Source organism: Kitasatospora sp. MY 5-36 (assembly GCF_001182915.1).
Classification (GTDB): domain Bacteria; phylum Actinomycetota; class Actinomycetes; order Streptomycetales; family Streptomycetaceae; genus Kitasatospora.
On record NZ_LFVW01000289.1, the window covers coordinates 1 to 13,829 of the forward strand.

Sequence of the window (13,829 nt, forward strand, 5' to 3'; positions counted from 1 at the left end):
GGAGGGTGGCCCCGAGGGGGCGCGTGCGGGTCGGACATCGCATCCACGCCCGGATTGGTCTAGACCATGATCCAGGCCAATCCGGCAGACGGATGCCCGCCCCGCCCGGTGTATCAGTCTTGGACTGTCAGGCGATCCCGCCGTAAGCGGGGTGCCGACCCGTAATCTCCGGACTTTCTGTGAGTGCCAAAAATCCCGAAAACTCTGCGCTCTGATTCTATCAGCCTTCCGGCTGAATTCCCGACCTTCAGCCTCTCGGGCGCTAGCGGCCGGTGTTTCAGAATTCACCTGTCGGGGATTCCTGCCGCAGGCCTCGGGCGGACCGTGCTCGGGCGGGGCAGGGCTTCCCCCGGCCCGCCCCGCCCGCCTCCGAACCGCGCGGCCGGCATCAGCCAGACGCGGGGAAGAGGCACAGCGCAGCTCCGGGGTTGCATGCTGTGTATTTGGTGTGGAGTGGGCAGCTTTCCTGTCGGGTCTCTTTTCTTGCCATGGTTTGAGTGTGTTCTCGATGGCCTGTGGAAACCCGTTCCGCTCGGCATTTCGGCGCTCTTCTCGTTTAGAGAATGCGCAGCATGTTTCTTCGGTGTTTTCAGTACCGTTCTGGAATTGAGCGGCCGTGGGAAATCTGGGTCATGCTGTGGGGAATTTCTCCGTTGCTTCGGTCGTACTTGGACCAGCGCTTTGCGTGGAGGAGGCGGACGTTCCACCAGGGGTCGTCGCTGGGCGGGCCGTGCCTCTCGGCGCGGCGCAGGGCGCGGGTGGTGGGCAGGTCCAGAACGATGGGCCGGCGCGTGTCGGTGCGGCGCTGGCGGTCGCAGGAGGGGCATTCCAGGCGGTCCGGGTGGGCGTTCTCGTCCAGCTCGTCTTCGGAGTCGTGGGTGCCGCCGAGGGGGCCGTGGCAGGTGTGGCAGGGGTGCAGGGCGTCGTTGTGGGCTCGGGCGGCGAGCAGCACCTTGCGCAGCTTCGCCGTCTCGGCGTCCTGCTTGGCCTTGGCGGCCTGCTCCCGTTCGGCGTGTTCCTGGTCCTCGCGTTCCTGGCGGCGCTGGGCGATGAGGCCCCAGTTGGGTTCGTCGTTGAGGGCGTCGGTGAGGGAGTGCCGACCGGGCCGGCCGAAGCGCCACCAGATCGGCCCTTGCCAGCCGTGCTCGCGCAGGCGCTCGACGGTGGTGCCGACCACGGGGATCTTGCCGTCGAAGGTCGCGTAGGTGACGCCCTCCTGCTCGTGTGCCTGGCCCTGCCAGTGCTCCCAGGTGGCGTTACGCAGGTCTTCGAGGCGCTGTTCCAGGGCCTCGGGGCTGTAGCGGGGGCGGCTGCCCCTGGTCCCCTGGTCCAGGACGAACAGGACCGGCGGGCGGACGGCGCGGTGGTGCCGGTAGCCGTAGGCGGGTTCGGGGACGTTGTAGCGGACCTCGGCCTCCAGGCGCTCCTGGCCGCCGTCGTGGACGGTGCGGTCGAAGTACCGCTTGTAGTTGTCGAGCTTGCCGGCGACCTTGCGGATGTCGGTCATGGTGCCCCGGTCGAGTTCCAGGAAGGCCACCGGGATGCCGAGCTCGGGCAGGCGGACGACGGCGTCGGGGATGACGTTGACCTTGCCGGTGATGGTGTGGGGCGTCTCGGTGGCCCAGGCCTCGATGCCGCCGGGCAGCGGGCCGGTGGGCAGGGCGCGGCGCGGCGGTGCCTGGCGCTTGTCGGTGCGGGGCGGGGCTCCGTGGGTGGTGGTGCCGGTGACGGCGGTGATGATGAGCTCGTTGACGAGCATGGCGTGCGGGGCGCCGGTGAGGCCGGCGCCGCGGGCGTGGCCGCCCATGTCGCGGTCGTCGCCGAGGGCTTCGGCGGCGGCGGCCAGGCCGAGCGGGGTGAGGCCGACGATCTTCTCCGCGCCGGGCCCGCCCGGCTTCGGCTTCGCGGTCCCCTCGCCTCCTCCGGCTCCCTCAGCTTCTCCGGTGAGCGGGGCGGTCTTGGGGGCGGGGCGGCGGCCCGGCGGCGAGGTGGTGCCGCGGACGTCGACCAGCTTGTGCTTCTCCAGGTCCCGGACCGCTTCGGCCACGTGCTCCACGCGGTGGTGGTCGCGGTACTCGTCGGCGGCGATCAGGGCGTGCAGCTGCTTGTAGGTGGCGATCTTCAGCACGCCCAGCGCCGCGAGGACGTCGGCGCGCAGCGGGGCCGTGCTGCCGTTGGGGTTGCGGGCGGAGCGGCGGAAGTGCACCCGACCGGGCCGGGCCGGCTGTTCGTCGCCGTGCCGCTCGCCCTGGCCGCCGTGGTCGTCGTCCTGGTCGTGGTCCATGCCCTGCCCCCTGGTGTTCGTGGTGGTGATCTTCTCTGCTGTACCGCACACCACCGACACCGGGCCCGCCCCGCCCGCCGCTCGCCGCCGCCCGCCTCACCGCGCGCCGACCATCGGGAGGCGCCCGGCCTCCCCGGCCGGGAAGGGGGAGGGCCCCAGCGGCGATGGAGCGGGTAGGGCAGCACTGGACCTGGCGGTGAACCCGAGCCCGCCCTACCCAACTGCACCACCAACCACCAACAGCTCAAAGAAGGGAAGGGAGAGGGTTGTCGGCATCCCTGGGCGGCTCGAATGTTGGGGCTGAGCTGGGGAAATGTCGAAAGGTCGGCGGATGCTTCCCCCCGGGGCATCACCCGGGGACGGCCCCGGGGATACACCTGGGGAACTCCAGCGGCCTCTTTCGCCTCGCCGGGCCCGTACGCGCGCCGTGACGGCGGCTCAGGCTCTGATCAGAACCGTACCCCGGGCAGGCCGCGCGCGCCGGGTCGGCCGGCCTCGCACCGCCCGGGTCTGCGGTGCGGGGTGACGAACGGAGGCCCGGCCGCGTTGGAGCGAGGGTGAGCAGCACGAGCAGCACTTCCTCTCCCCGCCCTCGGCGCGGCGCCGGGTTGGGGCCGGGCGTCGCCGGCCGGGCCTTCGCCGTCGTGGGCCGGGCGCCGCGGTCCCCGCTTCCCTGGTCGCAGGAGTCGGTCGACGACGGGCTGCAGAGCGTGCTGGCCGACCATCAGCGGCTGGTGGCCGCGCGGTGGGAGGCCGTGTTCGAGGACCTGGACGAGGACGTCCTCGGCGAGGTCGCCCAGGAGGCCCGCCAGGACGGGCGGGACCCGGCCAGGGCCGTCGACATCTTCGTGCGGGGCCTGGTCCGGCAGCTGGAGGACTGGAAGCAGGCCGACACCGCGCTGGCAAAGGCACTGGACGAGGCGGCGCTCGGGCGACCGATGCCGGTGTGGGCGGCCGACGCCCTGGCCGCCGAGCAAGGCCGGCTGTGGGGCGCGCGGCAGGCCCTGCTGGAGGCGATCGCCCGGCACCACCACGGCGGCCCGGGCGCTTGGTGAGGCCGGGTCAACGGGCGGAGGCCGCCCTGGTCTGGTGGGCGCGCAGGATGGCGTCCAGCGCCAGGTCCGCGGTGGGCAGGGTCCTGGGCCGGGACAAGGTGTCGACGAGGAGCCGGGCGCCGTCCGGCTGGTAGAGGCAGGCGATCCAGCCGGCCTGTCCCCACGGCCCGTCGGGCAGAGGCGCGGTCCAGCCGACCGGCTCGCTGTCGAGGCGCAGCTGGAGAACGCCCTGAGCCTCGGGCGTGAGCCAGGCCCCGAGCTCCCAGCCGGGGCCGAAGGTCACCTCCAGGTCGTCCAGGAGGTCGGGGAAGTCGAAGCGGCGCTCGGGATCGGTGCAGGCCTCCCGCCGGGCCTGCTCGGCCGTGGCGGCCGCCGACCGCTGGGCCGGCACCGGCCCGGCGTCCGGCTCAGGAGCGGAGGCGGGGGCGGGCGGCTGCCCGACCGGAGCGGGGGTGGTCGGGGTTTCGCCTCGCGGGGCGTTTGTCTCCCCCGGGACGGCGGCGTCGCCCGGGTCCTCGTCGTGGTCCCAGCGGTCGATCCGCTCGCACGAGCGAGCCATGAGTCGCTCGTGCTCGTCCAGTTGCGGCCAGCGGGCCTTGTCCCGGACGTCCTGCGCGGCCATGTAGGCGCGGGTGCCATAGACCGGCAGCACCTTGGCCGCTCCGCGAACGCCGTGGCCGGATCGCCGGTGGTGGCCTCCTCCAGGAAGCGCGTCAGCCGGCGGCGCAGCGCCCCCGCGACGCCGAGGAGGTGTCGGCCGTCCTCACCCCAGCGGGCCAGGGCGCCGTCGGCCCCGGCGGCCGCCGGGTCGGGTGCAGCGGCGCCTGCTGCGGCTTGTGCTGCTTCTTCGCGGGCCTTGGCCTTGGCGCGGTCAACCTTGCTGCGGCACGACCGCGAGCAGAAGGTCCGCGGCCGCCCGGTGCGCGGTACGGGGACGGGGTTCGAGCAGCCCTTCCGCGCGCACAGCCGGACCGGTTCCTCTCCAGGGGCCGGCTGGTCGGTGGCGGCGGTCGGCTGGGCGCTGTCCATGCCCGGGATCGTAGCCACCGGGTCCGACGGCCTTGCTGGGTTTCGCCCCGCGCCGGGCAACGGGGCGAAACCCAGCAAGGCGGGGCAGGGCTGCTGTGCCCCTTGTCCTACCGTACTCGGGCAGGCAGCCCCGGCTCGGCCTGGGTCAGGCGGGGGCCTGGGCGGCGAGGCCGCCGGGGCCGAGGCGTCGCCGGCTGCTTTGCAGGAGGGCCTGACCGGGCTCGGCCTCGGAGGCGGTCGGGGCGGAAAACGGCGAGCCGAGGCGCTCGGCCGGGAGCAGCCGTTCGGCGAGCGGTTCGTCGGCGGCGTCGCCCGCGTGCGAGAACGGCTGGGCCAGCGGGCGCCGGGGCGGATGGCCGGTTTGATCACTCATGGCTGGCAGTCTGTCACCCCGGGCGCTCTTCCTGGCGGGGGCGTCGGACCGGACGATGCGCCCGGTGCCGTAACCCGAACAGCGGCGGCCGGGTTCACCGGTCATGACGAACCTGATTCCCCTGCCCGACGACCGGGAGCACGGCGACGACGGACACGGCGGTGGTGGTGCGGTGTCGGTCCTCGCCACTGAGCGGGCCGCCTTCGAGGCCGCCCGCGCCGCCCGGGCCCGGCAGGACGCGGCGGAGGCGGCCGAGGCCGAGCGGATCGAGGAACGGTACCGCGCGCAGATCGCGGCCGCAGTGGGGATCGCGGCGGCCGCGGCCGGGCGGGCGGCCGGGTGGGTGGAGGGGCTGGCCGCCCGTGCCGGCAGTCGGCGCCTGGCCGAGTACGCGGCCGCGGTGTCCGCCTGCGGCCGGGACCTGGACCCCGAGGACGACGAGGAAGGCGGCGTGGACGAGAACCTCGCCTTCGTGCTCAGCGGGCTGGTCCTGGTCCACGAGACCGGCCTGACCACCGGCGAGGGCCTCGCCCTGGCGGCGGTGGGCGCGATCGCCCTGGCCATGCCCCGCACCATCACCGTCGACAACGACCCGGTCGGGCAACTGCCCGAACTCGCCCACCACCTCGACCAGGCCGTCGCCGCCGGCCGCGCCGCCGACGTGGCACCGCACGCGGCGGGACCGGCGTCGCACCGGTCCTGACCTGTGGCGGGGAGTTTGGCGGGGCGAAACTCCCTAGCGTTACAGGGCGAAACTCACCGGCCGTGTGACCTTGATGAGGGGGCGAGGTGGACTGGTGGGCCGCCGGCCGGGAGGTCGTTCTGGGCGGCGACGGGCAGCCGTACGGTGCGCTCGCGTTCGGCCGCCGTCGGCTCCTTCTGCCGATCGCTGATGCGATGGTGCCCGCCGGTGATGGCCCGGAGTGTGCGTCTCGGGTCCGGCGGGCACCGGCAGCAGCGTAGCGGGCGCGGCGCGGCCGGCCCGGTTTCTACGGCGCCGTGCGGGGCGGGCCCGCAGCCGAACGCCACGCCCGGTCTAGCCGGGGTACACGACTTGGAGCCGGGTGAACAGGACGTGCGTGTCGGTGGCGGAGAACGCGGTCACCTCGCCCTGGTCCGCGCCGACGACACCGATCTCCCGGGTCGCAGCCGGGTCCCGGGGAGGCAGGGGGTGGCCTGCGGCCCCCGGCCAGTGAGAGGTCAGCAAGGCGCGTCAACCGGACGGCCCGCACATGGTGACCTCCCCGGGGCCGTGCTCGTTCGTCGGTCGTGACAGCCGACACCTCGGTTGAGGACGCCCGGGAGCAGCTGGTCCGCAGTGTGGACCGGGTCCTCGAAGCCCGCGCGGCCGTGGCCGTCGCGGAGGAGCAGTTGCGTGCGCGGTTGGGCCGTGCCGCCCCGGCCGGTGTCGCCTTCGCGGTGATCGAGGCTCAGCTCGGTCGCCTGGCGGCCACCCCTCCTGCCGCGCCGGCCGCCATCGTGCCTCCCGCTCGGACGCCGGACGACGAAAAGGACCTGGGCAAGCGGCTGGCCGGCTGTGCGACGAAGAAGGACGCGCTGGAGCTGCTGTACCGCCTGCGGGTGCGGCCCGGCGACCCGCGCAGCCGCAACGCCGTCACAGAGGCGCTGCTCGCCGAGTTGCTCACCCACGGCATCACGCTCGACCGGGGATCGGCGAACCGCTATGTCGAGAGGTTCAGGGCGCCGGGTCCTGGCAGCGGGCCGGTTACGCCGTGACCGGACCGCGGGCCGGATGCTCGCCGAAGCGGCGCGTCTGCTGCGCGAGGCCGGCCACCAGGAGCAGGCCGACCTCGTCGAGCACCGGCTGGTAGGCCGCGACGTCCTGCCGGGCATGTGGACGTACCAGGTCGTCGAGGCCTACGACGACGGGTCCTGGAGCAGGCCGAGGACTAGTTGAGCTCCGCATTGCCAGTGCGATGGATAAAGTCGGTCTCGTCCACAGGAGGGAACCACACATGAGCACAAGCGGTGTAAAGCTGCCGGACATTCCCGGGGCAGGCGACGAGCTTGAGGACTACATAGCCGCGCTGTTCCAAGCCTCTGGCCACTTCGTTGAGAAGCAGTTGGTGGAATCAGATCCAGCGGACATCCTCGAACTCGATATCTTCACCACGGACTATGCACCCGAGCGGATCGTGCGGCGGATTATCGAGGTCAAGGGTGGGGGCTGGGGCTACACCGACCTGTTCAAGGTAGTCGGGTGGATGACTTACCTCGGGCTTGAGCGCGGGGCCTTCTTCGTCAAAAAATGGGGCGACCGAAAGACCGCTCCAGACCGTATGAAACCTCTCGGCTTGGACGTTGTCTGCTTCGACGACTTCACGACTGCCCCAAAGGACTTCGAGGCCAAAGGCTTCGGTTCCTTCACCGAGTCGGGCCTCATCGGCTTGTGGCGACACTCCTACGGTGTCGAGCGCAAGCTCGTCAAGACCATCCACGACCGCGCGAAGGCAGGCTCCCTGGGTGCCCGGGAGGCAAAGTCGTACTACCGCCTGATCAACGACGGCACCTTCTTCGCCAGGGCCCCAGAGGAGTCCCTGGCGATGCTGTACGAGGCCTACCGTGAGCACCCCAAGCTGACCCTTGGCTATGCACGTGAGCTCGACGGCGGAACCTTCAACCCGCATTCGGCGACCACCCAGAGCCCGAGCTACCAGGCCGCACTCCGGCAGGGCGAGCACCCGGATCTCCAGGCCTGCATGTATCTCGAACACCGGGCCCGCCTCGCGATCCTCAAAGCCGCCGTGGACTACGCGGTGGAGCACCCGGACGGCCCGCCACCCCTGGTGTCGGAGACCGGGAAGTTTGTCTTCCTGGGACTGGGCTATCACAGCCTTCCGGAGACCTTCCAAACCGGCATGGACTGGCTACGCAAGCAGCCCAACTTCCGTCTCTACCCGACCTTCTGGCAGCAGTTCCTCTGGGGCTGGGGCGGGTTCTTTCTTGAAGACCGGAAAGGCAAAGAGTTCGAGTGGATGTCGACATACTCCGGCATTCCGGCTAAGGAGATCCCCTCAGCGCTTGAGGCGTTCGACCGCTTCTTCCCTTCGAACGGTTGGTTCACCACTCCGGGGCGGACCGACGTACACATGCTCAAGCTGGTACCGATGGTCTTCCAGGGCATCGGCGCGCACCATCGACGCGTCCAATATGACCTCGGAAACAACCTTTCTGCGCTCAACGCGAGCGGACCTTACACACGTGGCGATCTCGGCAAGCGCATCAACTGCACTGTCGACTTCCTGCGCCCATAGCCAGGTCCGCCGCGAGCTCGCCGCCGGACGCCGGCACCTGTGGGAGGCCGAGATGCAGCATGCGGCCCGCTCCCGACGACCGCCCTAACCGATAGACCCGGCAGCCGGGTCCCGGGGGAGCAGGGGGTGGTCCGCGGGGCCCGGCCGGCGGGAGGCCAGCAGCGCCGGGGTGGCGTGGCGCGGCTGCTCTGCTCGGCGGCCCGGTGGGGCTGCGGTGGGGCTGCGGTGGCGGGAATGCTAGACCCGCCGGTCGGCGGGTGGCCAGGGCTTTGACCTGGGTTTTTCGGCTGCGGACATGCCATCTCGGTCCAGGTGTCCGGGCGCGGCGGGACTTGGGCGAGGCAGCTGCGGTCGGGTGGGCCTCCGCTCAGGCGGTCGCCGCTTCGGCCTCGCTGATGCACTTGTGCAGCGCGGTCAGGAACTTCGGGTACCGGCCTTCGGCTCTGGCCTCGCCGAAGGCCGGATGCCCACCCGCCTTCGTCCAGGCGGTGGCGGCGTCCTCCCGCAGCTGCCGGAGCCGCTCGGTGAGGTCCGGCGGCCAGAACGAGGCGGCGGGCCCGTCCTGCAAGCCACCCGCCGGCGGGTCGGCCGGCCAACACAACCGCTCCAGCCACTGCTCCGGGGCGGGGAATCTTGTACGGGCCTCCGCCGCGATCTCGGCGGTGAACTCCTCGGCCGCGCGCTGCGCGGCCCGGGCCGCCAGCTGCAGAGCGATCAGGTCGTCGGGAACAGTGATGTCATCAGGCACGGGAGGAGCCTACGGGGCGGGAAGCCCCGCCGGACAAGACCGCAGGGTCAGACCGGCTACTGGACCTGGCGGCCGCCGACGAGCGTGTCGACGGCGGCCGACGGCAGCACCCATGCGGTCCGCCGCCGGCTCGCACCCGACCTCAGCCGGCGCATCGGTCCGGTCGGGCAGCACCTACTGGTGCGGGCCGATCACCAGCACCGTGATGACCGAGACCGGCTCGCCCTGGTCAGTCTTCTCGTCCGGCCCGTACGTCCAGTAGATCCGCCAGGCGGACGGGTTGTTGTTCTCCACGTAGGAGTCCCAGACCTTCTCCGCGGTGTGCCCGGGGAAGGCCTCGTACTGGTGGGAGTGCAGGCCGGGGTAGCGCGGGTCGGTCTGGAGCAGGGCGAGGGCCTTGCGGACCTTCCTCAGCTTGACCGGGTCGGCCTTGGGGCCGGCCGCCAGGCGCCGGAGCGTCTCGGCGGCGTCTTCGGTGAACCGCAGAACGTGCACCTGCTCTATTCCTCACCATCTTCGTGGTCGAGGTACTTCGAGAAGTCGCCGAGATCGACGGTCTCGCCGCGCTGCGCCTGCTCGATGCCGGCGCGGATGCGTTCGGCGAGCAGCGGGTTGGTCCACACCTGCATCTCGCGCTCCGGGATGGAGACGACGGGTGTCAGCAGCAGGACGCCGTCCGGGTTGGACTCCACCCGGTAGCGGCGGCCCGGTTTGGCGCCGGCCCGGCCGAGGGAGACCCGGCCGCGGCTGTCGACTTCGGTCTCGGCGACTGTCTCGAACTCCTCACTCTGCATGATCGTCATATAGGTCCTGAACTTCCTGGTGGTCCCCCTGGGCGTAGAGCTAAAGGGGGTCGGTTCGTTGTCGGTACCACCACCGTACCCACTCGGGGCAGGTGGGTAAATCCCACTTACCCCTACTCGACCGTAGCGGACCCAGCGGCAGAATCGGCCGGTCAGCGGTGCGGGCCGATCAGCAGCACGGTGAGCACCGCGCCGTTGTCCTGGCCGCCGGCCCCACGGTGGTCGGCGCCAGCGTCCTCGCCCCAGGTCCAGTAGATCCGCCAGGCGTCGGCGCCGGTCTCCACGTAGGAGTCGAAGACCCGCCGTCCGACGTGGCCGGGCAGGGCGTGGTAGCGGTGGGTGCGCAGGCCGGGGTGGCGCGGGTCGGCGGCGAGTTGGTCGAGCGCGCGCCGGACCCGGCGCAGCTTCGCCGCACCGGTGCGGCGGCGTTCCAGGCAGTGCAGGGTGCGGGCGGCGGCGGGGGCGTAGTGCAGTGTCGGCAGTGTGGTCTCCTTCGTCGGGGCATGCGGAAGGGCCCACCCCTCCGCGGGGACGGGCCCTTACTTCGGCAAGCCAGTTACTGGGCGGAGCGGCCTGGCCGTTTGCCCTGGAAGTCGATTCCTTCTTCTTCAGGTCGGGACCGGCTGGCCTTCGCGCCGCGCTCGGCGTCCGGCTGGCCTGCGAGATCGGCCAGTACGGTGCACAGCCCGCTGGCTGGCGCCGGGCCCGTGCCGGGTGCCGCGCGCGGTGCCCGCTCGTCCTGGACCACGGCGATGCCGCGTGGCGGGTGGTGACGGCGCCGGGCCAGGACGGCCGGGACGCCGTTCTGGTCGCGGTGTACACGGACCAGGAACGACTGCTCGCCGTCACCGGGGGTGTGCTGCTCGTTTCAGGAATTTCCTCCATTCGAATTCCGGAAATTCGGGCGGCCGATACATAAAAGCTCCGGCCGCCCCTTTCGGGGCGGCCGGAGCCGGTATTTCGGCGACACGGGGTCGCCCCGGGGTGGTCAGCGGGGTGCCGGGCGGGCGCCGCGGCCCCGGTTCCAAGGCTGGCCGGTGCAGCCGGTCGCGGCGCAGAGCCGGGCGGTGCCGACCTCGTCGGCGAAGAGCAGCCCGTCCTCGGCCAGGCGGTTCGCCCGGCCGCAGCCGGCCCACGGCGCGCTGCTGCGGCCGATCAGGACGGCCAGGTGCAGCACGGCGGTGCGGCCGCCGATGGCGGGCGCGTACACGCGCTGACCGTCGACCAGGTACGGCGAAGTCAACGCAGCCTCCAGGAAGTCGGGGAGGCACCGGTCGGTCGGCCTTCGCCGCGCGCCGGTGCCGGTGCCGGTGCAGGTGCCGGAAGCAGGACTACAGCCCCTCCAGGTCCATCCAGGCGATGTCGTTGAGCTCGACGTCGAGGCCGCGGCCGCGGCGGCCTCCGTCCTTGAAGTATTCGTCGCGCAGGGCCTCGGCGAGGATCGCTTCCTGCTGGGCCTGGGTCGCTCCGGCGTCGCGGGCCTCGTAGAGGCGCTGGGCGACGGAGCCGGGCATCTTCTGCGTGATCATGCGCTCGCGCGGGTCGTCGGTCGAGCCGCCGGCCGCCGAGTAGCCGAAGGTCGCCTGGATGTGGAGCATGAACCCCTTCGTCTCGGCGGCGTGGCGCACCCGCTGCCTGACCCGCGGCTGCCAGGCCGCCCGGACCGCTTGCTCGATCTTCGCGGCGTTGGCCTTCGTCATGGGGATGTCGCCGGTCAGCTCGCCCTCGGCCAGGGCGGTCAGGGCGTGGGCCCAGCGCTGGGCGGTGCGCACCGAGACGCCGGCGGCCCGGGCCAGGCGCTTGGTGTCGTTCTTGGCGACCTTCTCCCACAGGAACCGCACGCGGGTGTTCAGGTGCACCGGGATGGGGCGGGAGCGCTCAGCGCGCTCCAGGCCCTCGTCGATCTCCCCCATCGGGCTGTCCTTCCTCGGGGTCGTGGTGGTGATGGTGGTCGTGGTGGTGGGGACCGCCCGGCGTCCGGCGCCGGGCGGTCGGGTTCAGCGGGTCCAGCCGATGAGGGTGAGGCGGTGGCCGCGGTCTTCGAGGTCGCGGCGGAAGACGGCTTCCTCGTGGGCGGTCACCAGCGGCAGTGCCAGGTCGCCGCCGGCGCTGGTCGGGACGTCGTTCCACACGCCGCCCTGGTCGTCCAGCCACAGGGCGGTGTGGTCCTCGCTCGGCGCGGCGGCCGGCGCCACGATGCCCGCGGACAGGGCGGCGCGCAGCCAAGTGTCGGCCTGTCCGGTCAGCCCGGCCCGGACCTCCGGCTTGAGGCGGCTCCAGGCGACCGAGTTCGTCCGGGTGTGGTTCCAGTAGGCGGCGGCGAGCTGTTCGGCGCGCGAGTCGTGCTCCATCGGGTCCTCCCCTTGGTCCGGCCGCCGGTCCTGGCGGCCCGCTGCTGACGGGTCGTGCGGTGCGCGGGGCCCGGCCGGGGCCGCGTGGCGCGGGCCCGGCCGGGGCGCCGGCTACTCGTCGGCGGAGACGATCCCGCCGGTCTTGATGTGCCGGGCCGGGTTCGTGTCGTCGGCGAGCAGCTCGGTGATCTCCGGCATCGGCCGGGAGCCCTCGAACTTCACCAGGCCGGGCGACACGCCGAGGCGCAGCGAGGTGGTGAGGGTGCCGTCCTGCTTGGTGAGGATGTCGAGGGCGCCGGGGCCGGGTGAGGCGAAGACGGCGCAGTCGGAGAGCACCGCGAAGCAGTGCAGGCCGGTGTCGCCGGCCATCTTGCGGAGCTTGCGGTGGAGGTTGACGGTGGCGGTGTCGACGATCAGAGCGCGCATCAGGGGGTCCCAGGTCGGGCGCTCCAGGGCGGCCCAGCGCTCGCCGGGTTTGTAGCCGTGGCCGCGGGGGCGTTCGCGCATCTTGCCGATGGTGCCCTTGGCGGTCTGCTTGATCGCGTGAAGGACCGCGAGCTCCGCAGGGTCGCCGGTCGCCTTGAGGTTCGCCATGGCGTCCAGGAACGCCACCGGATCGGTGTCCGCCATGTTCAGCGGGACGCCGAGGGCGGCCATCGTGTCCAGGTAGGCCTTGCGCAGGTGCTTGTGCCACGGGTCCAGGTACGGGCCGTGCTCGTACCGCAGGTACGCCTCCGTCGGCCGCACCGTGGCGCCGAGTTCCACCGCGTACGCCACCTTGGCGGTGGAGTACCAGGCCGGCCCCGTCGGCCGAGACCCGTCCGCGGTGAAGGGTGAGGGGAGCAGCGGGTTCGTGTCGAGGCCGGACAGGTCGACCAGCCAGGACCCGGGGATCTTCGGGTCGAAGGCGGGGCCCTGCTCGTGCACCGGGCCGGACAGCGGCAGGGTGAGGCGGCCGGCGGCGGCGAGGAACGCCATGTTGACGTCCAGGCCGACCGCGAACGGTGCCGCCTGCTCCTGCTCGGTGAGCTCGCGGTACCAGTCCCACGCCTCGGTGACCAGCGCCCCGCCCGGCTCGCGGCCCTGGGCGAGCGGATGCATGTCCGGAACCTCCGAAGGCGCCGGATCGAAGGCGTCCTTCGGCCGGGAGCCCTCCACCGGCCCGGACGTCCAGCCGGCGTCGGTGCGCACCGCGCGGGTGGGCGGACGCTGGGCGCCGACGAGGTCGAGGCCCGTCACAGCGGTGGAACCACGGGGGGTGATAACACGCTTCGCGTAGGTGCCGAGCAGGCGGGCCAGGCCGGGGTCGGCGAGGCCGTCGGGCATCTGCCAGCCCCCGGAGGCGAGCGCGCCCCAGCCGGGGATGCACAGCTGCACGCACTGGCGCTTGCCGTCCTCGGGGGTGCGGTAGACCCGGGCCCACGGCCCGAGGCCGCGCTGGGTGAGCAGCCAGCCGGCCTTCTCGATCTGCTTGACGGCCTTGTGAGTCTTCGGGAGCCGGCCCAGGCGGGGGACGAACTCCTTCTTCTCGTCCCGGCCCATCGGCGGCAGGCCGATCTCCGCGAGCGCGGCGTCGGTGAGCACGACCAGGGCGTCGCCGTCCTTGCCGTGCCGGTGCAGGCGCGGCGAGCCGAACCGCTGCTCCAGCGCCCACTCGACGACGTCGACCAGCGTGCGCCCCACCGGCGCGGTCGACGCCTGGGTGCCGTCGGCGAGGTAGGCGACCAGGCCCTTGCCGGACGGGGCGACGTCCACCACCGCGAGCGGCCCGGACGGGAACCTGGCGGCCGCCGCCTGCTCCCAGTCGGACGGCCCGGCTTCGGCGGCCGGCTTCCTCGCCGCCGTTTTCCGCCCCCGCGACGCCGCACCGGTGGCGGCGCGGGACGGTGTACCGCGCCGCGCCGCCGACGG

Annotated in this window: 16 protein-coding genes; 5 read left to right on the forward strand and 11 right to left on the reverse strand. The window is 72.4% G+C overall.

Annotated features, from left to right (window positions below; all coding sequences use genetic code 11):
- Positions 1 to 589: 589 nt before the first annotated feature.
- The gene (locus tag AE652_RS20065; protein WP_159028498.1) at positions 590 to 2,335 is read right to left on the reverse strand and encodes a hypothetical protein; all 1,746 of its coding nucleotides are present in this window, start codon (positions 2,333 to 2,335) and stop codon (positions 590 to 592) included.
- A gap of 506 nt (positions 2,336 to 2,841) precedes the next feature.
- Between AE652_RS20065 and AE652_RS20070 the strand changes: the two genes are divergently transcribed.
- Positions 2,842 to 3,339, forward strand: a complete 498-nt coding sequence (locus AE652_RS20070; RefSeq protein ID WP_159028499.1) for a hypothetical protein — start codon at positions 2,842 to 2,844, stop codon at positions 3,337 to 3,339.
- A 7-nt stretch (positions 3,340 to 3,346) separates the two neighbouring features.
- Here AE652_RS20070 and AE652_RS20075 read toward each other — a convergent pair whose 3' ends face one another.
- Positions 3,347 to 3,991, reverse strand: a complete 645-nt coding sequence (locus AE652_RS20075) for a hypothetical protein (RefSeq protein WP_049653477.1) — start codon at positions 3,989 to 3,991, stop codon at positions 3,347 to 3,349.
- A 522-nt stretch (positions 3,992 to 4,513) separates the two neighbouring features.
- Positions 4,514 to 4,741 (reverse strand): hypothetical protein, encoded by a 228-nt coding sequence (locus tag AE652_RS20080; protein ID WP_049653479.1) that lies wholly within the window; start codon positions 4,739 to 4,741, stop codon positions 4,514 to 4,516.
- A gap of 103 nt (positions 4,742 to 4,844) precedes the next feature.
- Between AE652_RS20080 and AE652_RS20085 the strand changes: the two genes are divergently transcribed.
- The 4 genes from AE652_RS20085 (at position 4,845) to AE652_RS20100 (ending at position 8,016) form a co-directional block, all read left to right on the forward strand.
- Positions 4,845 to 5,444, forward strand: coding sequence for a hypothetical protein (locus tag AE652_RS20085; RefSeq protein WP_049653480.1), 600 nt, complete (start codon positions 4,845 to 4,847; stop codon positions 5,442 to 5,444).
- A gap of 566 nt (positions 5,445 to 6,010) precedes the next feature.
- Positions 6,011 to 6,478 (forward strand): hypothetical protein, encoded by a 468-nt coding sequence (locus AE652_RS47405; RefSeq protein ID WP_049653481.1) that lies wholly within the window; start codon positions 6,011 to 6,013, stop codon positions 6,476 to 6,478.
- Positions 6,479 to 6,494: 16 nt separating this feature from the next.
- Positions 6,495 to 6,659 carry a hypothetical protein gene (locus AE652_RS46455; RefSeq protein ID WP_159028500.1) on the forward strand — a complete coding sequence of 55 codons (165 nt, stop codon included), beginning with the start codon at positions 6,495 to 6,497 and terminating at the stop codon, positions 6,657 to 6,659.
- Positions 6,660 to 6,717: 58 nt separating this feature from the next.
- Positions 6,718 to 8,016, forward strand: coding sequence for a hypothetical protein (locus tag AE652_RS20100; RefSeq protein WP_049653483.1), 1,299 nt, complete (start codon positions 6,718 to 6,720; stop codon positions 8,014 to 8,016).
- 367 nt (positions 8,017 to 8,383) lie between these two features.
- Here AE652_RS20100 and AE652_RS20105 read toward each other — a convergent pair whose 3' ends face one another.
- The 8 genes from AE652_RS20105 to AE652_RS20135 form a co-directional block, all read right to left on the reverse strand.
- Complete coding sequence (locus AE652_RS20105; protein ID WP_049653485.1) at positions 8,384 to 8,764, reverse strand: hypothetical protein; 381 nt, start codon at positions 8,762 to 8,764, stop codon at positions 8,384 to 8,386.
- 174 nt (positions 8,765 to 8,938) lie between these two features.
- The gene (locus AE652_RS20110) at positions 8,939 to 9,259 is read right to left on the reverse strand and encodes a hypothetical protein (RefSeq protein ID WP_049653486.1); all 321 of its coding nucleotides are present in this window, start codon (positions 9,257 to 9,259) and stop codon (positions 8,939 to 8,941) included.
- A gap of 5 nt (positions 9,260 to 9,264) precedes the next feature.
- Positions 9,265 to 9,567 carry a hypothetical protein gene (locus AE652_RS20115; protein WP_049653487.1) on the reverse strand — a complete coding sequence of 101 codons (303 nt, stop codon included), beginning with the start codon at positions 9,565 to 9,567 and terminating at the stop codon, positions 9,265 to 9,267.
- Between the two features lie 152 nt (positions 9,568 to 9,719).
- Positions 9,720 to 9,851 carry a hypothetical protein gene (locus AE652_RS49025; protein ID WP_255357440.1) on the reverse strand — a complete coding sequence of 44 codons (132 nt, stop codon included), beginning with the start codon at positions 9,849 to 9,851 and terminating at the stop codon, positions 9,720 to 9,722.
- A 704-nt stretch (positions 9,852 to 10,555) separates the two neighbouring features.
- A complete protein-coding gene (locus AE652_RS20120) occupies positions 10,556 to 10,810 on the reverse strand; it encodes a hypothetical protein (protein WP_049653490.1) in 255 nt (84 codons plus the stop codon).
- A gap of 88 nt (positions 10,811 to 10,898) precedes the next feature.
- The gene (locus AE652_RS20125) at positions 10,899 to 11,480 is read right to left on the reverse strand and encodes a hypothetical protein (protein ID WP_049653492.1); all 582 of its coding nucleotides are present in this window, start codon (positions 11,478 to 11,480) and stop codon (positions 10,899 to 10,901) included.
- Positions 11,481 to 11,564: 84 nt separating this feature from the next.
- Entirely contained in the window at positions 11,565 to 11,918 is a 354-nt protein-coding gene (locus AE652_RS20130) for a hypothetical protein (protein ID WP_049653494.1), read from the reverse strand.
- Positions 11,919 to 12,029: 111 nt separating this feature from the next.
- Positions 12,030 to 13,829, reverse strand: a 1,800-nt coding sequence (locus AE652_RS20135; RefSeq protein WP_369808310.1) for a transcriptional regulator, incomplete at its 5' end; no start/stop codon positions are given.